The 19,661-nt window shown below is 70.1% G+C and carries 15 protein-coding genes and 2 pseudogenes; 4 read left to right on the top strand and 13 right to left on the bottom strand.

All coding sequences use genetic code 11. The features are described 5' to 3' along the window. Positions 1-160 precede the first annotated feature (160 nt). From P8T65_RS26815 to P8T65_RS26775, 9 genes are all read right to left on the bottom strand, one after another. Positions 161-1,222: an aldo/keto reductase gene (locus tag P8T65_RS26815; protein WP_399100335.1), complete on the bottom strand. Its 1,062-nt coding sequence runs from the start codon at positions 1,220-1,222 to the stop codon at positions 161-163. Further along, a complete protein-coding gene (locus tag P8T65_RS26810) occupies positions 1,219-1,980 on the bottom strand; it encodes an SDR family oxidoreductase (RefSeq protein ID WP_316727786.1) in 762 nt (253 codons plus the stop codon). Before P8T65_RS26810 ends, P8T65_RS26815 begins: the two co-directional genes overlap by 4 nt. Next, on the bottom strand, positions 1,977-3,038 hold the full coding sequence (locus P8T65_RS26805; protein WP_316727785.1) for an alcohol dehydrogenase catalytic domain-containing protein: 1,062 nt from the start codon (positions 3,036-3,038) through the stop codon (positions 1,977-1,979). Before P8T65_RS26805 ends, P8T65_RS26810 begins: the two co-directional genes overlap by 4 nt. A 38-nt stretch (positions 3,039-3,076) precedes the next feature. Beyond that, positions 3,077-3,955, bottom strand: a complete 879-nt coding sequence (locus tag P8T65_RS26800) for an amidohydrolase family protein (protein ID WP_316727784.1) — start codon at positions 3,953-3,955, stop codon at positions 3,077-3,079. Between the two features lie 37 nt (positions 3,956-3,992). Continuing rightward, complete coding sequence (locus P8T65_RS26795; protein WP_316727783.1) at positions 3,993-4,340, bottom strand: L-rhamnose mutarotase; 348 nt, start codon at positions 4,338-4,340, stop codon at positions 3,993-3,995. Next, complete coding sequence (locus P8T65_RS26790) at positions 4,337-6,349, bottom strand: hypothetical protein (RefSeq protein ID WP_316727782.1); 2,013 nt, start codon at positions 6,347-6,349, stop codon at positions 4,337-4,339. Before P8T65_RS26790 ends, P8T65_RS26795 begins: the two co-directional genes overlap by 4 nt. Before the next feature lie 66 nt (positions 6,350-6,415). Further along, on the bottom strand, positions 6,416-7,294 hold the full coding sequence (locus tag P8T65_RS26785) for a carbohydrate ABC transporter permease (protein WP_316727781.1): 879 nt from the start codon (positions 7,292-7,294) through the stop codon (positions 6,416-6,418). Continuing rightward, positions 7,284-8,198 (bottom strand): sugar ABC transporter permease, encoded by a 915-nt coding sequence (locus P8T65_RS26780; RefSeq protein ID WP_316727780.1) that lies wholly within the window; start codon positions 8,196-8,198, stop codon positions 7,284-7,286. The genes P8T65_RS26785 and P8T65_RS26780 overlap by 11 nt, the downstream gene beginning before the upstream one ends. After that, on the bottom strand, positions 8,195-9,559 hold the full coding sequence (locus P8T65_RS26775; RefSeq protein ID WP_316727779.1) for an ABC transporter substrate-binding protein: 1,365 nt from the start codon (positions 9,557-9,559) through the stop codon (positions 8,195-8,197). The genes P8T65_RS26780 and P8T65_RS26775 overlap by 4 nt, the downstream gene beginning before the upstream one ends. A 393-nt stretch (positions 9,560-9,952) precedes the next feature. On the opposite strand from P8T65_RS26775, the gene P8T65_RS26770 reads away from it, so the two are divergent. The 4 genes from P8T65_RS26770 to P8T65_RS26755 all read left to right on the top strand — a co-directional run bounded on the left by P8T65_RS26770 (position 9,953) and on the right by P8T65_RS26755 (position 15,510). Beyond that, a complete protein-coding gene (locus tag P8T65_RS26770; RefSeq protein WP_316727778.1) occupies positions 9,953-10,750 on the top strand; it encodes an FCD domain-containing protein in 798 nt (265 codons plus the stop codon). A gap of 358 nt (positions 10,751-11,108) precedes the next feature. After that, positions 11,109-13,160, top strand: coding sequence for a family 43 glycosylhydrolase (locus P8T65_RS26765; RefSeq protein ID WP_316727777.1), 2,052 nt, complete (start codon positions 11,109-11,111; stop codon positions 13,158-13,160). A 251-nt stretch (positions 13,161-13,411) separates the two neighbouring features. Further along, entirely contained in the window at positions 13,412-14,899 is a 1,488-nt protein-coding gene (locus tag P8T65_RS26760) for an alginate lyase family protein (protein ID WP_316727776.1), read from the top strand. Positions 14,900-15,123: 224 nt separating this feature from the next. After that, positions 15,124-15,510 carry a hypothetical protein gene (locus P8T65_RS26755; protein WP_316727775.1) on the top strand — a complete coding sequence of 129 codons (387 nt, stop codon included), beginning with the start codon at positions 15,124-15,126 and terminating at the stop codon, positions 15,508-15,510. A 5-nt stretch (positions 15,511-15,515) separates the two neighbouring features. On the opposite strand, the pseudogene P8T65_RS26750 reads toward P8T65_RS26755, so the two are convergent. From P8T65_RS26750 to P8T65_RS26735, 4 genes and pseudogenes are all read right to left on the bottom strand, one after another. Continuing rightward, positions 15,516-17,378: pseudogene (locus tag P8T65_RS26750) on the bottom strand (hypothetical protein); the annotation flags it as partial. After that, positions 17,303-17,712: pseudogene (locus P8T65_RS26745) on the bottom strand (alpha-L-arabinofuranosidase); the annotation flags it as partial. The pseudogenes P8T65_RS26745 and P8T65_RS26750, both read right to left, overlap by 76 nt. A 48-nt stretch (positions 17,713-17,760) precedes the next feature. Further along, positions 17,761-18,666 (bottom strand): carbohydrate ABC transporter permease, encoded by a 906-nt coding sequence (locus tag P8T65_RS26740; protein WP_316727773.1) that lies wholly within the window; start codon positions 18,664-18,666, stop codon positions 17,761-17,763. Continuing rightward, positions 18,663-19,643 carry a carbohydrate ABC transporter permease gene (locus tag P8T65_RS26735; RefSeq protein WP_399100324.1) on the bottom strand — a complete coding sequence of 327 codons (981 nt, stop codon included), beginning with the start codon at positions 19,641-19,643 and terminating at the stop codon, positions 18,663-18,665. The genes P8T65_RS26740 and P8T65_RS26735 overlap by 4 nt, the downstream gene beginning before the upstream one ends. Positions 19,644-19,661: the final 18 nt, after the last annotated feature.

Below are 19,661 nucleotides of genomic sequence, written 5' to 3'. Positions count from 1 at the left end.
GATTTCGCGGACGGGGGTGACTTCCTCAGTGCTTCTTCAGTGCTTCCTCAGTGGCGGAAGCGGTACGGGTTTCGCCGGCGACGGACGCGGAGTGGCCCGGGTAATCGGTCGGGTCGGGGGAGGGCGACCGGACGTCGCGCGCCCTCGCCCCTCGGCGGCATCAAGGGACACCGCCGACGGTGAGGGGGACGTCCTGCCTGATCAGCCCTCGGTCACGGAGGTCGTCCCAGAGCGCCCTGGGTACGGCGCTCCGCTGGAGTGCCACGTTCTGCGTCACCTGTGCGCGGTCACGCATGCCCAGCGTGACGTTGACGGTGCTGGGATGCGTGGTCGGGAAGGCGATGGCGGCGGCGGGAAGGCTGGTGCCGTGCTCCTCGCAGACCTCCGCGATCGCCCGTGCGCGGGCGACCAGCTCCCGGGGAGCGTCCTGGTAGTCGTACTTCATGCCTTCGGCGGGCCGTGGACGCGAGAGCAGCCCCGAGTTGAAGACACCGGCCGCGACGACGCTCTTGCCCGCTTCCCGCGCGGCGGGCAGCACGTCGTCCAGCGCCGACTGGTCGAGGAGGGTGTAGCGCCCGGCGAGCATGACCACGTCGGCGGCGGTCTCCCGCAGGAAACGGGCGAGCATGGCCGACTGGTTCATGCCGGCGCCGATGGCCCCGACGACCCCTTGGTCGCGCAGCTCCGCCAGAGCGGGCATGGCCTCGTCGGCGGCCTGCCGCCAGTGGTCGTCGGGGTCGTGCACGTACACGATGTCGAGCCGGTCGAGGCCGGTGCGGCGCAGGGAGTCCTCGATGGAGCGGAGCACGCCGTCGCGGCTGAAGTCCCACTGCCGGCGCAGGTCGTCCCGGACGACGAAGCCCTCACTGTCGACGCCCTGGGGACGCTCGTTGGGGACGAGGAGCCGGCCCACCTTGGAGGAGACGACGTACTCGTCCCGAGGGCGCTGCCGCAGGGCCGCCCCGAGGCGCTGTTCGGAGAGCCCGAGGCCGTAGTGCGGCGCGGTGTCGAAGTACCGGATGCCCGCGTCCCAGGCCGCGTCGACGGCGGCCGACGCGTCGGCCGCCGAGGTGGTGCGGTACAGGTTGCCGATCACCGCCGCGCCGAACCCGAGGGCGGTGAGGGCGACGGACGTGCGGGCGACCGTCCGGCGTCGCACGACGTCCGCCTCGTGGACGCGGACGTCGACGTGGACCGGTACGGAGTCGGGGCCGCCGCTCATCGGCCGAGCCATCCGCCGTCGACGGGCAGGGTGGTGCCGTGGATGTAGGCGGCGGCGTCGGAGGCGAGGAAGACGGTGGCGCCCGCCAGGTCGTCGGGGTTGCCCCAGCGTCCGGCGGGGATGCGGTCCAGGATCGCCCTGCTGCGGACGGGGTCGTCCTGGAGGGCCTGGGTGTTGTCGGTGGCGATGTAGCCGGGGGCTATGGCGTTGACGTTGACGCCGTGCGGTGCCCACTCGTTGGCCAGGGCCTTGGTCAGACCGGCGATGCCGTGCTTGGCGGCGGTGTAGCCGGGGACGGTGATGCCGCCCTGGTAGCTGAGCAGCGAGGCGGTGAAGATGACCTTGCCGTGGCCGCGGGCGACCATGCCGGCGCCGACGGCGCGGGTGAGGACGAACTGGGCGCTGAGGTTGACCTGGAGCACCGACTCCCAGTCGGCGTCGCTGTGCTGGACGGCCGGGGCGCGGCGGATGGTGCCCGCGTTGTTGACGAGGATGTCCACGGGGCGTTGGCGTCCGGCGAGGTCGGCGCCGAGGGCGCGGACGGCTTCGGGGTCGGCGAAGTCGGTGCGGAGGGCTTCGAAGGTGCGGCCCACGGCGGTGACGTCCTTCTCCACGTCGCTGCCGGACTCCTCCAGGGAGGCGCTGACGCCGATGATGTCGGCTCCGGCTTCGGCGAGGGCGCGGGCCATGGCTCGGCCGATACCGCGCCGGGCGCCGGTGACGACGGCGAGTTTCCCGGTGAGGTCGAAGGCGCTCATACGGCGGCTCCCTGGGTGTCGTCGCAGTGGTCGGTGCCGTCGGTGCAGTCGAGGAGGATCTTCATCACGTCGCCGCCGCTCTCCAGCGCCTCGAACGCGGCGAGAGCCTGGGTGAGGGGGACGACCTTGCTGATCAGCCGGTCGGCGGGGACGGTGCCGTCGGCCACCAGGGCGACGGCCTTCTCGAAGTCGGAGCGGTCGTACAGGCGGGCGCCGACGAGGGTGAGTTCGCGCCAGAAGAAGCGGTGCAGGTTCACCTCGCGGGGCCGGGGATGGATGGCGACCAGGCACAGCCGCCCCCGCACCCCGAGGACCTCCACGGCGGTGTGCACACCGCCGGCCGCACCGGACACCTCGAACGCGACATCCGCGCCCGCGTCGGCCGTCCACGCGCCGACCAGGGCGCCGATGTCGTCCGCGGCCGGATCCCAGGTGGCCAGCCCCAGTCCCTCGGCCAGCGAACGGCGGTGGGCGCTGAGCTCCACCACCCGCACCTCGGCCCCGGCGGCCTGCGCGACCAGTGCGATCAGCACCCCGACCGGCCCGCCGCCGACGACCACGACCTTCTCGCCCTCGGTGACCCGGGCCCGGCCGACGTCGTGGACGGCCACCGCGGTGGGCTCCACGAGCGCCGCCCGGTCCAGTGCGAGTGATTCCGGCAGGCGGATCAGGGTGGAGGCGGGTACGGTCCAGCGCTGCTGCATGGCGCCCGGGGAGTCGATGCCGATGAAGTCGAGGTGCTGGCAGACGTGTCGGTGACCGGCCCGGCAGGCGGGGCAGGTGTCGTCCCAGCGCAGCGGCATCACGGTCACCGCGTCGCCGGGCGCCCAGCCCTCCACGCCCGGACCGACCCGGAGGATCCGGCCGGACATCTCGTGCCCCAGGACGGCGGGCGTGGCGACCCGGGCGTCCATGTCGCCGTGGAAGATGTGCAGGTCGGTGCCGCAGATACCGACGTAGGCGGGGGCCAGCTCCACCTCGCCGGGGCCCGGCTCCACGCTCGATGCGGGGGCCGTGTCCAGGGTGCGGGCAGCCGTGTAGTGGACGGCGAGTGTCATCGTGTTCTCCAAGTTCCTCTCGGCCCGGGCGCTGTACGTCAGTCGCGGGCGGGGAGGCGGTAGAAGGCGGTCGCGGTGCCGGCGAGGAGCGCGTGGATCTCGCTCTCCGCGCAGCCGGTGAGCAGTTCGTCCACGGTGGCGGCCCAGCGGTTCCAGCCGCCCGCGAGGTTGGCGACCGGCCAGTCGGAGCCGAACATCAGCCGGTCCGGGCCGAAGGACGTGAGCAGTTCGTCCCAGACCGGGCGGATGTCGGAGGTGGTCCAGCTGTCGTGGTCGGCCTCGGTGATCAGTCCCGACAGCTTGCAGACCACGTGCTCGTGCGCGGCCAGCCGTCGTACCTGTTCTCGCCATGTGGCGAGTTCACGTCCGGCGATGTCCGGCTTGCCGGCGTGGTTCAGGACCTGTGGCAGGTCGGGGAAGCGTTCGGCCAGCCGGATCGCCTGGTCGAGCTGATGGCTACGGACCAGGACGTCGTAGGAGAGCCCCCGGTCCCTCGCCACCGCCAGCCCCCGTTCGACATCGGGGCGTTGCAGCCAGGCCGGTTCCGTCTCACCCTGGACGAGGTGGCGCAGGGAACGCAGCCAGGTGCCGCCCGGTCCGGCGATCAGCCGGTCGAGCGTGTCTCCGATCGCCGGCGACGTGAGGTCCGCCCAGCCGACCACCGCCTCGATCAGCGGCTCCCGCTCCGCGAGGGCGAGCAGGTCCTCCGTCTCCGGCACCTCCGGCACGCACTGCACGGCCACCGTGCCGTGGAGGTGACGGCCCGCGACGGGGCGGGTCGCGGTGGAGCGCAGGTCGTCGGGGGTGAAGGTGCGGCGGATCGACGTCAGGCCGGGGTCGTCGAGCCAGGGCTGCGGGCGCTGGTCGAGGTCCCACAGATGGTGGTGCGCGTCGATGAGAACGGGGGCGGAGGTCATGGCGGTTCCAAGTCGGGTCGGTCCGGCGCGGTCCGGGTCAGACGGTGGTGTCCTCGCCGGGCGGGTCGAGGTGCCAGATCTCGGTCAGTTCCGTCCACAGGCGGGAGTCGCCCCGGTCGGGCCAGGGTTCCTGGCAGGGGTCGGTGAGCTTCCACCACTCCTGCGTCTCGGGGTCGGCTTCGAGGACAGCCATGTCGGCCTCGAAGTCGTCGCCGTGGTACTCGAGGTAGCCGAACAGCACGTCACCGTGGAGGAAGATGCCGAAGTTGCGGATGTTCGCCCGGTGCATGGCCGCCTCCACCCCGGGCCAGACGGCGGAGTGCAGTTCGAGGTACCTCTCCCGGTGCTCGGGCCGGAGCCTGATGGTCTGGGCGATGCGCTTCACGCCGTGCTCTCCTCCGTGCCGGGGGCGGGCTCGCCTGCGTCGGTGTCGAACGGGGTGCGGTAGCTGGGGGTGTTGGCGCGCAGGTCCAGTCGCAGGACGAGCTTGATCCGGGTGGACGCGGGCAGCCGGACGGTCAGGAAGGGGCTGTCGCAGGACAGCTCTTCCTCGGTGACGACCGGCTCGGTGTGGCCGTAGTCGTACATGTCGCCGATCCAGCCGTCGTCCGCGCAGGTCGTGTAGCGGACGGCCGTGATGGTGTGCTCGGCGAAGGCGCCGGCCTGGACGATCACGGTGCGGTCCGTCTCGGGGGCGAGGTTGACCAGTTCGACGGTGGTTGCCTCGGGGTCGATGGAGCTGACCAGCGCGGCCACGTCCTGCGGCAGGCCGGCGCGGCGGGCGTCGGCGTCGTGGTAGCGCAGCCGGGCCTGCTGCAGGCCGCCGTTGTAGAGCACCTGGGGGCCGCCCCAGGTCAGCTGGACGAGGGCCTCGGTGGCCACGGGGTTCGACTGCTGCCAGACGTGGATGTCGGCCTCGGGCACGTCCAGGTCGCGGTAGCGGTCGACGCGGCGCAGGCGGTGGCGGATCTGGGCCTGGGCGGTGGCGAGGATGCGCTCGGGATAGCCGGGGTCGTCGCCGGCGAGGAAGGCGAACCACGCCTTCTCGTGCCCGGACTCCTCCTTGGCGCGGAACGGCCGCAGGGTGCGCCAGTCGATCGCCTCGGCCTCGCGCAGGTCCTCCAGCCGCTCGCGGTCGGCGTCCGAGGCCGAGTGGTGCCACAGGGCCACCGGTACGGGCGGGGTGGTCGGGTTGTAGTCGAACCAGCCGGTGTCGTTGTGCCGGAACGGCACGTGGAGCGTGGGGGTGTCGGCGTCCGGGCCGAGTTCGACCGCCCACTTGGCGGGCAGGCTGGAGTCCGCCTCGGTGTGGGGCATCACCTTGCCGCGGGCGATGAGCGAGTCGAGCGTGGTGCGGACCATGGACAGGAAGTCGTCGTCCCCGGTGACCGTCGCCGCCGCGAGCGCCGCCACGCAGGCCGCGGTTCCGATGCTGTGCCAGCCGTGGGGCCAGGACCAGCCGTAGTGGCCGCCGTACCAGCGGCCTTCGAAGAGGCCGCCGACGACTCCGTCCGGGCTGACGTTGTCGGGGATGACACCGTCGTTCGCCTCGGTGCGCTCCCGCCACGCGCCGACGTACTCGACGATCCAGTCGCGGTAGCGCTCGTCGCCGGTCAGGATCCAGGCGTTGAGGACCAGACCGGTGGCGCCGAGGTTGAGCGCGGTGTCTCCGACGCCCATCCGGTCGCGCATCTGCGCGCCGAGACGCGGGTCGGAGGAGAGCGGGAACGGGCCGCCCTGCGCCTCGGGGATCCACTCGAGCGGGTACCCGTAGGTGTCGGCCTCCTTCTGGAGCCAGGGGTAGACGTCGCCGTCGAACAGGCCCGTGCGGTCGGGGTCGCTGCCGTTGTGCGGGCGGGTGATGATGCGGTGCTCGGGGTCGTAGTTGCCGTGGGCCGGGTCGACGTACAACTCCGCGAAGCGCAGGGCACGTTCGGACCAGCGCTTGGGGTCGGCCATGCACAGGAAGAAGAGCAGCAGCAGGCTCTCGCCCTGGTGGAACCAGTCGTAGCCGCGTTCGTACTCGTCGCGCAGCATGTCCAGTTCGGTGAGCTGCTTGGTCACGCCCTCCCAGTGCTTAGCACTGGCGGGCAGCAGGTCGTCGGCGCCGCCGAGGAGGTAGAGCTGGGGCCAGTTGAAGAACACCTCGTAGAAGTCGTCCACGCCGTCGCGGGTGGTCAGCGGACGGGAGTAGTTCAGGCGTCCGTCGGGGCCGGTGAAGTCGCGGGCGAAGCGCCGCCAGGCGTGGTCGAGCAGGTCGAACAGGGACCGCTGGGCCACCGCCCAGCCGGGCGGTTCGAGCAGCGGCACCCCCGCCTCGATGTGGGGTGGCGGGGCCGGCTGGTCGCAGGGGGTGGCCTCGGCCGAAGAGGGGTCGGCGGAGCTGTAGGGCATGGGGGATCTCCGTTCGGGGTGGGCGGCGGGACGGCGCACGCCGGGGACGACGGCGGGGAGGAGCCGCTATTCCTTGGTGGCGCCGGCGAGCATCCCGCTGACCAGGAAGCGCTGCGCGAAGAGGAAGACGAACAGTACGGGTGTGATGGCCACGAGCGTCGCCAGGGCCAGCTGCGGCCGCTCGATCGCGAGCGTGCCGACGGCCGGGTTGAAGGACGGCACATTGCTGAGCAGGGTCCCGACCCCCACCTGGATGGGCATCTGGCCGCTCTCGGGCAGCATCACGTAGGGCAGGAAGTAGTTGGTCCAGTTGGCGACGAAGCTGAAGAACCCGACGAGTGCGACGACCGGTGTCGCCAGCGGCAGCGCGATGTGCCGGAAGACACCGAACTCCGAGCAGCCGTCCATCCGTGCCGCCGCCAGCAGGTCCTTCGGTACCGCGGTGGTGAAGTAGATGTACGTCAGATACACGCCGAACGGATAGAACGAGTACGGCAGGATGATCGACCACATCGTGCCGATCAGACCGACCGCGTTGATCTCCAGGAACAGCGGCACCACCAGCGTGGCGGTCGGCATGAGCATCACGACCAGGGTCGAGACGAGCAGGGCGTGCCGTCCGCGGAACTCGGTCATGGCCAGCGCGTAGCCCGCCGGGATGGCCACACAGAGCGTGATGACGAGCGAGATCAGCGCGTACAGCGTCGAGTTGCCGAGCCACTGCAGGACGGCGTTGTCCTGGAACGCGGTGAGGGCGTCCCAGTTGGCCTTGAGGGTGTGCCAGGAGCCGAAGGAGAGCGGACTGCCGTGGACGAGTTGCTGATCGGTCTTGGTCGCCGCGAGGACGAGCCACAGCACCGGCAGCACGAAGAACACCAGGAAGACGAGCAGGACGGAGCCGGTCAGCAGACGGGGCAGGAGGCGGCGCGGGGAACTAGTCTGCATCGAAGAACCCCGATCGCGCGACGAAGACGGCGGCGGCCGACACACTGACGACCAGGAGCTCCACCGAGACCGCGGCGGCGCCGTTGACGTTGTTCATCTGGAAGGCGAAGTCGTACGTCAGCTGGTTCAGCGAGTAGTCGCGTCCGGCCACGCCCACACTGGCCAGGGACAGCAGCTGCGGCTCCACGAAGAGCTGCGCACCGCCCGCGAAGGCCAGGATCACCATGTACACGATCCACTTGCGGAGCATGGGGATCTGGATGTGCCAGGCGGTCTGCCAGGCGCCCGCGCCGTCGATGCGCGCGGCTTCCATGACGTCGGTGGGGATGTTGTTGAGCGCGCCGTAGATGACGACGATCCAGCCGCCCGCGCCGGTCCAGAACGCGATGACCGTGAACAGCAGGGGCAGGTTGCCGGGCGCGATCACCTCACCGAAGGTGCCGTACCCCAGCATGCCCAGCAGCGAACTGACCGGGCTCACCGTCGGGTCGAGCATGAACAGCCACACCAGCACGCTCGCGGCGCCGGCGAGCGCTCCGGGGATGTAGAAGAGGAAGCGCAGGGACTTGCTGAGGGAGCCCGAGGCGAGGCGGTGCAGCAGCAGCGCCAGGCTCACCACGAACACCACGAGGGAGACCAGCCAGAACAGCAGGTACAGCGCGACATGGCCGACGGCGTCCAGGAAGCGGAAGTCCTGTGCGGTGGTGACGAAGTTGCTGAAGCCGGTGAACGTGCCCCCGGCGTCGGTGAACGCGAAGTAGACGGCGTACCCGGTCGGCAGGATGCCGAACGCGATCAGGAGCAGTACGTAGGCCGCGACGAAGGCGATGCCGGCCCGGCTCTGCCGGTCGGTGCCGCGGGGGCGCCGACCGGCGGAGCGGGACGGGGAGTGGCTGAGGGTCACTGCTCGACCTTGTATCCGTTGGACTCGGCGTGCTTGACGATGGAGTCCTGCCAGGCGGGCAGCAGCGATTCGATGGTCTTGCCCTGGGTCAGGCCCGGCTTGACGGTGGCCGCCCAGATCGCCTCCTGGCTGAACTTGCCCGAGCCCCACTCCGGCCACACCTGGGAGGAGGCGGTCGAGAGCGCGCTCAGGTCGCTGGCGAAGTAGCCGGAGGCGTCCTGCGCCTTCAGCCATGTCTCGGCGGCCGGCGCGTAGGCCGGGAAGCCGGGCGCCTTCTCCCCCTGGTAGGCGTTGTCGGTGGTGACCCACTTCAGGAAGTCGGTGGCCGCCTTGATGTGGGTGGAGTGCTGGGACAGCAGCCAGGTGCCGCCGCCGACGTTGCCGGTGGACGGCGCGCCGTCACCCTGCCACTGCGGCATGGGTGCCACGCCGATCTGCTTGCCGGGGACCTTGAGGGTGTCCTTGAAGACCGCGCCGCCGTACCAGGCCGGGCCCGGCATGAGCAGGACCTTGTCGGCCTTGTTCTTGCCGAAGTCGGTGCTGAACACGCCGCTGATGGACATGGACTTGTTCTTGATCAGTACGTCCAGGAGCTTGGCCATCTTGGTGCAGGCCTCGCTGGTGGTGTTCACCGACACGGACTTGGGGCCGGTGATGTGGTTGGCGCCGCACTTGCTCGCCCACAGATAGATCTCGGGGGTGAAGGCGTCACCCGCGTCACCGACGAGGTAGCCGGGGTGCTCCTTGGCCACCTTCTCGCCGAGCTTCTGGTACTCCTCCCACGTCGTCGGCACCGTGTAGCCGAACTTCTTCATCAGCGGGGCGTTGTACCAGAGCACCGCCTGGGAGAGGTCGTTGCGCAGACAGTAGACGGTGCCGTCGACCGTGCAGACGTCGTTGGCGCCCTTGGCGAACTCGCCCAGGGTCGACTCGGGGATCAGACCCTTGTTGAGCGGAGCGGCGAAGCCCGCGTCGACCGCCCAGGAGGCCTCGTTGGTCTGGGAGCTGAACACGACGTCCGGCCAGCCCTTGCCGGTGCGGTTGAACAACTGGACCTTCGTCTGCAGGTAGTTGGACCCGTTGGCGTTGCCGTCATAGCTGACGATGTCCAGCTTCACGTCCGGGTGCAGCTCCTGGTACAGCTTCGCCGCGTCCATCCGGGTCGCGTCCACCCAGACGGTCAACGCCCCGTCCTTCTGCGGCGCCTGGGCGAAGCCGTCCTTGGTGGTCTTGCCGGCGGTGCCGCCGCCGCCACAGGCCGTCACGGTCAGCAGCACCGTGGCCGCGCATCCGGCCAGCGATGCCGCTCGCCTCCTGCCGAGAGCTCTCTTCGGGCTGGACGAGGACTGGTTGACGGTCATGAGTGACTCCACTGGGTGTGCGAGTGCCCCGAGCAGAGGGGGCAGGCGGTGCGAGCAGGCGGGCGAGTGCTGCGGGCCGGGACGACGCTGGGCGGCCCGGAAACGCGGAGGAAACGGAAGAGGCGGTGTTCTGCAACCAACGTGGAAGAAATTAGCCGCCTTATCGAGTGGTACGTCAAGGGCTCGTACAGCGTCCCTTTGCTAAATTTCCATCGATGGGCGAGCAGTTGCTCCACTTATGTCCGATAAAGGTTACCTGCGTGCCTGACTATCCACGGCTCTTGCCGTGGATCTTGGTCAAAATGAGTACGACTCATATCTCCCGTGCGCTACGATGATGCGGCTCCACCGCGACCAGTCGCGTGAGCAGAAGTCACCCGGGAGGCAGCGCAGATGGACGACACGCCAGCGATCGAAGCGGCCTTGCCGGCTCAAGTCCCTGCTGCCGCACCCGCGGGGACGGCCGACTCGGACGGGCAGCGCGACTACCGCCCCGGGTACGAGATCGTTGCGGAGCGGATCCTCGCGTACATCGCCGAGGAGCGACTGACGCCGGGCGACCGGCTGCCCACGGAGATCGACCTCGCCCGGACGCTGGACACCAGCAGGGCGGTGGTGCGGGAAGCCGTCAAGATCCTTTCGGCCCTGGGTCGGGTACGGGCACACAAGGGGCGGGGTCTGTTCGTCGCGGACGACGAGGGCATGCTCATCACCAGCCGGTGGGGAGGCTTCTTCCGCCCCGTCGACATCGACCACGTACTGATGCTGTTCGAGTTCCGCAGGGTCCAGGAAATGGCCGCCAGCAGCCTGGCGGCCACCCGCGCCACCCCCTCGGAGCTGCGCACCATCGAAGTCGCCATGGAGCAGTGCCGGCACGGGTTCGTCCACGGCCAGATCGACGTGTTCAACCAGGCGGACGAGGACTTCCACATGGCTGTGGCGGCGGCCTCGCACAACACGTTCCTCGTCAGCGCCGTGCGGGACGCGCGACGCCTGCAGCGCCAGTCCAGCGCCATCGGAATCCACGACTCGTTCGGGGAGAACAGCGAGGCGGCCGTCGAGGAGCACGAGGCGATCTACCGGGCCATCCGTGACGGCCGCCCCGAGGAAGCCGCGCAGGCCACCGCGGCACACCTCGACCGAACCCTGGAGGACTACCGGCGCGAGATCCAGCGCCGACTGTTCGGCTGACGCCGCCCGTCGGCACGCCGTGCGCGCCCTGTCCCGGCCGCCGCACGTCTCGGAAAAACGCGGACGATCCGTTGACTTCCATGCGGTTGGGACTCTAGCTTCGGCGTCGACCGGTTCGACAAGCCGATAATCGTTCGGCATATCGACCAATCGTCGGACCCTTTGCCCAGGCATCCGAGGGTGTGCCTTCGTGAATGCCGCCATCCCCGCACAGCGTGGGCGAGGGGCGTCAGCGCGCTGGGACGCGGCGCGCACGACGCGAGGGCCGTACCCCTTCCACCATTCCCCCTCCCGCGTTCTCCTCCCGGTCTCCACCCATCACTCCCGCACGTGATGACCTCCAGCCAAGGACTGCATCGTGGACCTCACCAGAAGACAACTCGGCCGGCTCGCCGCGGTCGGTACCGGCACCCTCCTCCTCCCGGGACTGCTCCCGTCGAGCGCGGCGGCGGCAGACTCGTTTCTGTCCGCAAAGTGGGGTGACCAGGGCGACGGCACCTACGCCAACCCGATCGTCCCGACCGACCTCAGTGACTGGGACTGCATCCGGGTCGGCGACGACTACTACGGCATCACCAGCACGATGGGGTACTCGCCCGGCATGGCCGTCCTGCACTCGAAGGACCTGGTCAACTGGCGCCCGATCGGCGGCGCGGTCGACGACGTCACCCGCATCGGACCGGAGCTGAACTGGGACCGGATGAACCGCTACGGCCGCGGTGTGTGGGCCGGGGCCATCCGCTACCACGCGGGGCGGTACTGGGTGTACTTCAACACGCCCGACGAGGGCTTCTTCATGACGTCGGCCCCGTCGCCGGAGGGGCCCTGGGAGCCGTTGCACTCGATGTGGCGGACCTCCGGCTGGAACGACGTGTGCCCGTTCTGGGACGACGACGGCCAGGGCTACCTGGTCACCACGCACTACTCGGACGGCTACAAGGTCCACCTGTACAAGCTGTCCGAGGACGGCAAGTCGCTGGTCGGCCCGGCCCCGGTGATCCACCAGTCGAACCGCAGCGAGGCCAGCAAGCTGTACAAGATCGACGGTGTCTACTACCACCTGTTCAGCGAGGTGAAGCCCGAGGGCCGGGTCCTCATGATGAACCGCGGCTCCAGCCTCTTCGGCCCCTTCGAGACCCGGCAGCTGCTGCACGTCAACACCTCGGTCGACCGCGAGCCCAACCAGGGCGGGCTGGTGCAGACCCCGGGCGGCGACTGGTACTTCGTGACCCACCACGGCAGCCATGGCTGGGAGGGCCGCGTGCTGTCCCTGCTGCCGGTGACCTGGGTGGACGGCTGGCCGATTATCGGCACGGTGGGCTCGGACGGCATCGGCACCATGGCGTGGACGGGTCAGTTGCCCGCGACCGGCACCCCCGGCCTCCCCGTCGACGCACTGCCCGCCGTCGTGACCAGCGACTCGTTCACCGACACCCACCTCAAGCCGCAGTGGGAGTGGTACTACAAACCCCGCGCGGGCTACTGGTCGTTGACCGAACGCCCCGGCTATCTACGACTGAAGGCGTTCGCACCGCTGGCCGGGGACAACCTGATGAAGGTGGGCAACACCCTCACCCAACGAGTGCTGCGCACCGCGGGCGGCGCCACGGTGACCGTCCGCGTCGAACTCGCCGGCCTCACCGACGGTCAGCACGCCGGGCTGTGCCACTACGGCGCCAGGTACGCCGGACTGGGTGTCCGACGCACCGGGACCACCACCACGATCGAGCACAACGCCGGTGGCACCCTGACCAGCGGGGCGGCCATCACGCAGAACGCCGTGTGGCTGCGCTCCACTTGGGACGTGGACGGGCTCAGCCGCTTCTCCTACAGCCTCGACGGGAGCACGTTCACCCAGGTCGGCGGGACGTACCAGCTCAACTGGGGCGGTTACCGCGGTGACCGGATCGGCCTGTACACCTACAACCCGGGCGGCACCGGCTACGTCGACTTCGACTCGGTGCAGTACACCATCGCCCCCGCGCGGACGTACACATGCGTCAGCGTGCGCAGCGGCAAGGTGGCCGAGGTCTCCGGTGGGTCCGGCGCGGACGGCGCCGCAGTGATCCAGTGGACCGGCAACGGTGCGACGAACCAGCAGTGGGCCTTCCAGTCCACGGCCGACGGCTACCACACCATCACCTGCGTCCGCAGCGGCAAGGTGCTCGACGTGGCCGGATCCTCCACGGCGGACGGCGCGCGGGTCGTACAGGCGACCCCCGACGGCAGGACCAGCCAGCAGTGGCAGCTGCGCCCGCTGTCCGGTGGCGTGTTCCAGGTGGTCAACCGCAACAGCGGCAAGGTGCTCGACGTCAGCTCCGGCAGCACGGCCGACGGCGCCGCGCTGATCCAGTACACCAACAGGGGCAGCACCAACCAGCAGTGGACGTTCCGCCGGGTCACCGGCTAGACACACATCGCTCCCGCCCGTCGGCTGATACGAGCCGGCGCGGCCACGGCCCGACCCGACGGCTCCTTCGCCGTGGGGCCGGGCCGTCACGCATGGGATGCATGCAGTTGCAAACTGTCGGCGCTGGTGTCGGAGGGTGCTGGACGACCGGCTGCCTTTCATCGGTGGTGCCCGCTTTTGTGTTATCGCCCGCTCCGTATCACGTCTCCCTACGCAGGCACTGTCCCCACAAGAGCCCAAGGAACGACACGGTGACACGACAGATCAGCCGACGCGCCATGCTCAAGGCCGCGGGAGCGGCGACCGGCGCGGTCGGTATCGGTATCGGCACGGGCGTGGCCGCCTCCCCCGCGACGGCGGCGCGCACGTCCTTCGCGCATCCCGGGATGCTCCACACCCGGGCCGATCTCGAGCGCATGGCCGCCAAGGTGAAGGCGGGCGCCGCCCCCTACACGGCGGGTTTCGCCAGGCTCACCGCCAACCGTCACTCGCAGAGCACATGGCTGCCCAACCCGCAGGAGTCCTCGATCCGGGGAGGGAGCGGCGTCCAGAACTACGGGGCTCTCTACCACGACGTCCACGCCGCCTACCAGAACGCGCTGCGCTGGAAGATCACCGGCGACACCGCACACGCCGACACCGCGCGGGACATCTGCAACGCCTGGTCGGGGACGCTGAAGGGCATCGGCGGAGGCTCCGAAGTCACGCTCCTGGCGGGCATCTACGGGTACCAGTTCGCCAACGTCGGCGAGCTCATGCGCGGCTACCCCGGCTTCGACCTGGCCCGTTTCCAGGACATGCTGGTCAAGCACTTCTATCCGGCGAACCGCCACATGATGTACCGCAAGACCAATTGCATCGGCCACTACTGGGCGAACTGGGACCTGTGCACCATGGCCTCGATCATGGCCATCGGGATCCTCTGCGACGACCGGGCCAAGTTCGACGAGACGGTGGACTACTTCTACCACGGCGAAGGCAACGGCTCGCTGGCCAAGGCGATCCCGTACGTCTACGACGACGTGGACCTGGCCCAGTGGCAGGAGAGCGGGCGCGACCAGGGCCACAGCCTGATGGGCATCGGCCTGATGGGCACCATCTGCGAGATGGCCTGGAACCAGGGTGTCGACCTCTACGGCGCGGAGGACTCCAAGTTCCGCAAGGCGTGCGAGTACGTCGCCCGGTACAACCTCGGCCACAAGGTGCCCTACACCACCTACACCTGGACGAACGGCGTGCACTGCGTGAACACGGAGCAGACCGTCATCTCCGAAGGCGGCCGAGGCGGTGGGCGCCCGATCTGGGCGCGGGTCTACCACCACTACGCCAACAGGCGCGGCATGGCCATGCCGAACACCCGCGAGATGCTGGCCCGCAGCGGGCCCGAGGGAGGCGGCGGCGACTACGGCCCGAACAGCGGTGGATTCGACGAACTCGGCTTCGGCACACTGGCGTACACCCGGGACAAGGCCACCGCGGCCGAGGCGGCGGCCTCACCGTCCCCGTCGAAGTCGACGGCCGCCGAGTCCGGCACCTCCGGGTCGTCCGGTGCGTCCAAGTCCCCGGCCGGGCAGTCCTCCGGGGACGTCAGCGCCCAGGGCGGAAAGAGCGACGAGGACCTGGCCGCCACCGGCGCCTCGGACCTCCCTCTGTGGACGGCCGCGACCGGCGTCACCGCGGTCGCCGGCGGCCTCCTGCTGCTCCGCCGGCGCGGCCAGGCACGCCGCGAGGCGGAATGACACCCGCGGTGCCACGAAAAATCCGGTGACTGATCACAGGCGGGCTCCCCGCACGCGCTGTGCGCCACCGCACGCGGTTCGGGTTCGGGTCTCTCCCGGGACGGTCGCCCCCGCCGCTCCCGGGGCGCTGGATTGACTACTCCCTGGATCCGGCTGTCTGATCAACCGCGCGTCCCCGAGATTCGGTTGTGCCTGAACCCGACCGGACAGAAGGGAGCGGGGTCATGTCCCGTTCACTCCGTAAGAGAATCACCGGCGCCCTGGCCGTGGCCGCACTCGCGGCAGGGTCGCTGACTCTGGCCGCCGGTGAGGCCAGTGCCGTCCCCGTCTCCGGCCCTCCCTGCAACTCCCCCGTCTTCACCGCCTGCGTCGCGATCTCCAACCACAGCGTGGACGCGCACAGTTGGCGTATCAGCGTCACCGAGCCCAACGGCCACCGGTGGAACCGCTGCCTCACGGGCAGCGAGCCCCACGACACGAGCTACTGGCCGAGCGTGTGGTTCTCCAACAGCGACCAGGTCTCGCTGACGGCCTACCGTGCCGGCAACTGCGAGGGATGGAGCCGGAACGACGACTGGTGGGGCGACTGGCGCACGACCCGGGACCAGTAACACCTGGGGCTCGCCCCGACCACCATGCCGCCCGGCAGCCGGCCCGAGCCGGTACGTCGGCCCGTTCGCACGTCCCAGGTCCGCCAGGTGCGGTCGACCGGGCTCAGCAGGGTGCGGCCGGAGGCGGAGAGGGAACGCCAGGCGTCGTCGCCGGGCACGGGGTCGGTGAAGGTGTCCGTCTCCTTCTGGGCGAGGGAACCGAGCAGGGCGCGGCGAGTGTCGGGCAACTCGGCGACCCGCCACGCGGCCGCGCCCAGCAGCAGCGCCGCGCGGGGGTCGGTGGTGCGCAGTGCGTCCGCCACGTCGGCGACCTGGCGGGCCGCTTCCTGGGTGCGCCGGCGCGCGTTGTCGGCGTAGGCCTGCCAGACGGCGAGGGCCGTCAGCAGTGCCACCACCAGGACGGCGGAGAGCGACCCGGTCAGGATGCGGTGCCTGCGGCTGGTCCGGGCCGCGGCCCGCCGCTCCGCCGCCCGGGCGTCCAGCGCGGCGGACAGGAAGTCCCGCTCCGGCAGCGTCAGCGCGAGGTCGGCCGTGTGGTCGGGGAACAGTTCCTCGGCGCGGGCCAGCCGGGTGCCCCGGTACAGGACGCCGGGGTCGCGGTCGTGCTCCAGCCAGGTACGGGCCACGTCCGCGAGCATCCGGTGGTGCCGCAGCCGCTCCCGGTCCTCCTCGATCCAGCCATGCAGCCGGGGCCAGCAGGTGATCAGCGCCTCGTGGGCGAGCTGGACCCCGTCCTCGTCGGCGGTCAGCAGCCGGGCCCGGGTCAGCCGCTCCACCACCACCCGCACATCGGCATCGGCCCACTCCTCCAGCTCGGCCCGGGCGAGTGGGCGGCGGGTGTCGGGGGTGCCCTGGCCCGGCTCGACCATCCGCAGCAGCAGACGCCGGACGGCACCCGCCTGGGCCGGGGACAAGCCGCCGTACACCTCCTCCGCGCTCGCCGCGATCGCGCCCCGCACCCCGCCGGCGGCCTCGTACCCGGCGAGGGTGAGCATCCGGCCCTTGCGGCGGCGCCAGGTCTCCAGCAGGACGTGCGAGAGCATCGGCAGCCCGCCGGGCTCGCCCTGCACCTCCTCCACCAGACGGGCGGTCAGCGTCCGCTCCACACGGCATCCGGCCGCCTTCGCCGGTCCGGTCACCGCCTCCCGCAGCTCGTCCGCCGTCATCGGGCCGAGCAGCAGCCCGGCGCCGCGCAGCGCGTCCGCGAGGCCGCGGTGCTCGCCGCAGCGGGCGTAGAAGTCGGCGCGTACGGCGGCCAGCACGCGCAGCCGGCTGTCCGGGTCGCGGGCGGCGAGCAGCAGATCGACGAAGCGGGAACGTTCCTGCGGGTCACGGCAGAGAGTGAAGACCTCCTCGAAGTGGTCCACCACCACCCATCCCTCCGGCTCGTCCGCGGCGGGGCTCAGCAGATGTCCGTATGTCGTCGCCGGGGTGGCTCCCGGGGTGAGGATCCGCAGCGTGGCCGGGCAGCCGCGCGCCGCGATCTCCTGCCGCAGGCGCGGGATCAGCCCCGCCCGCAGCAAGGACGACTTCCCGCTCCCCGAGGCGCCGAACAGCACCGCGAACCGGTGATCGCACACCAGGTGGCCGACCTCGTCGATCATGCGGTCCCGGCCGAAGAACAGGTGCCGGTCGTCCGGCTCGAACCGGGCGAGACCGCGATACGGCGACGGAGCGTCCTCGACGTCCTCCGCCGGAGCCTGGTTCGCCTCCGCCTCGGCGGCCTTCCAGCGCACCTCCCACCCGGCGGGATCGCCCCCGCAGGCGCGCACATAGCCCTGGACCACGGCGAGTCGAGGGCGGGCAGGATGCCGCGCGTGCCGAGGTTGACCGCGAGCATCATCTCGGAGTCGGTGAGCTTGAGCCAGCGGGCGAACTCGTCCAGGCCGACCTGGTTCGACTCCAGCGAATGCCAGGCGAGGTCGCGGCGCACCGGCGCTGGTCGCGGGGGCCGACCGAGTCCTCCCAGCGGAAGCCGGAGACGAAGTTGCCGCCGGGGTAGCGGACGGTTCTGGTACCCAGCTCTCTGACCAGTTCGACGACGTCCATCCGGAACCCGTCCTCGTTCGCGCTGGGGTGTTCGGGCTCGTAGAGCCCGGTGTACACACAGCGGCCGAGGTGTTCGACGAACGAGCCGAAGGTGCGGCGTCGGACAGGGGCGATGACGGCGTGCTTGTCGAGGATGACGTGGGCGCGCGGCATTGCGGTGGTCCTTTGCAGTTCAAGAGGGGAGTGGGGCGGCGAGCGCGTTCACTTGACGGCCCCTGCGGTCAGGCCCTGGCGCCAGAACCGCTGGAGACAGACGAAGGCGATGAGCAGAGGTATCAGCGAAAGGAAGGCGCCGGTGATCGGCATCAGCGTCGGCACGCCGCTGGCCTTCTCCGCGCGCCACTGCACCAGTCCCACCGTGACGGGCTGCAGCGAAGGGGTGTTGAGCATGAGCGAGGGCAGCAGGTAGTTGTTCCAGATCCCGATGAACTGGAACAGGAAGACGGTCACCAGGGCCGGGGACATCAGCGGGAGGGCGATCCGGAAGAAGGTGCGCCGTTCGCTTGCCCCGTCCAGCCGTGCGGCCTCGAGGAGTTCGTCCGGGACGGACGCCGCGGCGAAGATCCGGCACAGGTAGACGCCGAACGGGCTGACGCAGCTGGGCAGCAGCACCGACCAGTAGGTGTTGGTGATGTCGAGCTTGGCCATGAGCAGGAACAACGGCAGGGCGAACATCGGCATCGGGATGAGCACCGAGGCGAGGATGATGTTGAAGACGCTTTCGCGGCCGCGGAAGGTGAACTTGGTCAGCGCGTAGCCGGCCATTGCGGACAGCAGGGTGCCGACACTGGCGCCGACGAGGCTGTACAGCGCGCTGTTGGCGAGCCAGGTGGGGAAGATGCCGTCCTCGAAGTTGAACACGTTCCTGATGTTGGTGATCAGGTCGAAGTGGGAGAACCACAGCGGCTGACCGGTGTACAGATAGCCCGATTCCTTGGTCGAGGAGACGAACAGCCACCACAGCGGGATCAGCGTGTACAGGGCCATCAGGCCCAGTACGCCGTTGACGACGGTCTTGCTCGCGATGTCGGTGCCGCGGCGGGTCGGTCGGGTGGTTCGGGTCGTTCGGGGCGGTCGCGTCGGTCGGTCGTCCGAAATCACGCTCATGCCATCGCTCCCTTGCGCTGGGTGTACTTGAGGAATCCGAACGAGAGCACGAGGGTGATCAACGCGAGGATGACGGACTGGGCGGCGGCCACGTTCTGGCCGCCCACGTCCAGGGCTACGGTCGTGTTCATGATCGGGGAGAACTTCGGGTCGATGCCTGCGATGCGCGCGCCGACCAGGACCGCGGGCTCGGTGTACATCTGCGCCGTCCCGATGATGGAGAAGACCGTGGTCAGCACCAGCGCGGGACGCACCAGCGGGATCTTCACCGCCCAGGCCAGCCGCCATCCGGTGCAGCCGTCGAGCGCGGCGGCCTCCGTCACCTCGGCCGGGATCGTCTGCAGCGCGGAGTAGATGATCAGCATGTTGTAGCCGGTCCAGCCCCACGTGATCATGTTCCCGATCGAGACCGGAACCCACGACGGCGACAGGAAGTCGGTGTGAATACCGAGGTGGGACAGCGGTTCGGTGAACGGCGAGAGGTCTTTGACCAGAAGGAAGGACCACATCAGCGCGGCGATCGCACCCGGCAGCGCGTAGGGCAGGAAGAACGTGAGCCGGAAGGTCTTGCGCAGCCGGGCCGAGCGGGAGTCGAGGAGGAGCGCGAGCAGGAGGGCCAGTCCGAGCATGAACGGGACCTGGACGCAGCCGAGCAGCGCGACGCGGACGATCGACGCCACGAAGTCGTGGTCGCCAAAGGCGTCGGCGTAGTTGGACAGTCCAGTGAACTCGGTGGACTGCGCACCGCCGAACAGCCCCGCGCGGCGGACGGTGAAGAAGCTCTGGTAGATCGCGTAACAGATTGGCGCGACCATCATGGTCACAAAGAGGACCGCGAACGGCGCCAGGAAACCCGACGCGGTCAACGCGCTGCGGAGGCCGGCGCGCCGCGGCCGGCCGGCGGGGGAGACGCGGCGCGTGACCGCGGGCACAGGTTGCGGCGGTGACGCGGTCCGGGTGCTGCTGGGACTGCTCATGAAAACCTCGCTGGGCGC

The organism is Streptomyces sp. 11x1 (assembly GCF_032598905.1).
Classification (GTDB): Bacteria; Actinomycetota; Actinomycetes; order Streptomycetales; family Streptomycetaceae; genus Streptomyces.
Note: the sequence above shows the minus strand (reverse complement) of the source record. Positions and strands in the feature narration are given on the sequence as shown.

Coding starts and splice junctions, on each gene's coding strand:
- P8T65_RS26815 (WP_399100335.1), bottom strand. CDS start 1,222: ATGAGCGGCGGCCCCGACTCCGTACCGGTCCACGTCGACGTCCGCGTC.
- P8T65_RS26810 (WP_316727786.1), bottom strand. CDS start 1,980: ATGAGCGCCTTCGACCTCACCGGGAAACTCGCCGTCGTCACCGGCGCC.
- P8T65_RS26805 (WP_316727785.1), bottom strand. CDS start 3,038: ATGACACTCGCCGTCCACTACACGGCTGCCCGCACCCTGGACACGGCC.
- P8T65_RS26800 (WP_316727784.1), bottom strand. CDS start 3,955: ATGACCTCCGCCCCCGTTCTCATCGACGCGCACCACCATCTGTGGGAC.
- P8T65_RS26790 (WP_316727782.1), bottom strand. CDS start 6,349: ATGCCCTACAGCTCCGCCGACCCCTCTTCGGCCGAGGCCACCCCCTGC.
- P8T65_RS26785 (WP_316727781.1), bottom strand. CDS start 7,294: ATGCAGACTAGTTCCCCGCGCCGCCTCCTGCCCCGTCTGCTGACCGGC.
- P8T65_RS26775 (WP_316727779.1), bottom strand. CDS start 9,559: ATGACCGTCAACCAGTCCTCGTCCAGCCCGAAGAGAGCTCTCGGCAGG.
- P8T65_RS26770 (WP_316727778.1), top strand. CDS start 9,953: ATGGACGACACGCCAGCGATCGAAGCGGCCTTGCCGGCTCAAGTCCCT.
- P8T65_RS26755 (WP_316727775.1), top strand. CDS start 15,124: ATGTCCCGTTCACTCCGTAAGAGAATCACCGGCGCCCTGGCCGTGGCC.
- P8T65_RS26740 (WP_316727773.1), bottom strand. CDS start 18,666: ATGAGCGTGATTTCGGACGACCGACCGACGCGACCGCCCCGAACGACC.
- P8T65_RS26735 (WP_399100324.1), bottom strand. CDS start 19,643: ATGAGCAGTCCCAGCAGCACCCGGACCGCGTCACCGCCGCAACCTGTG.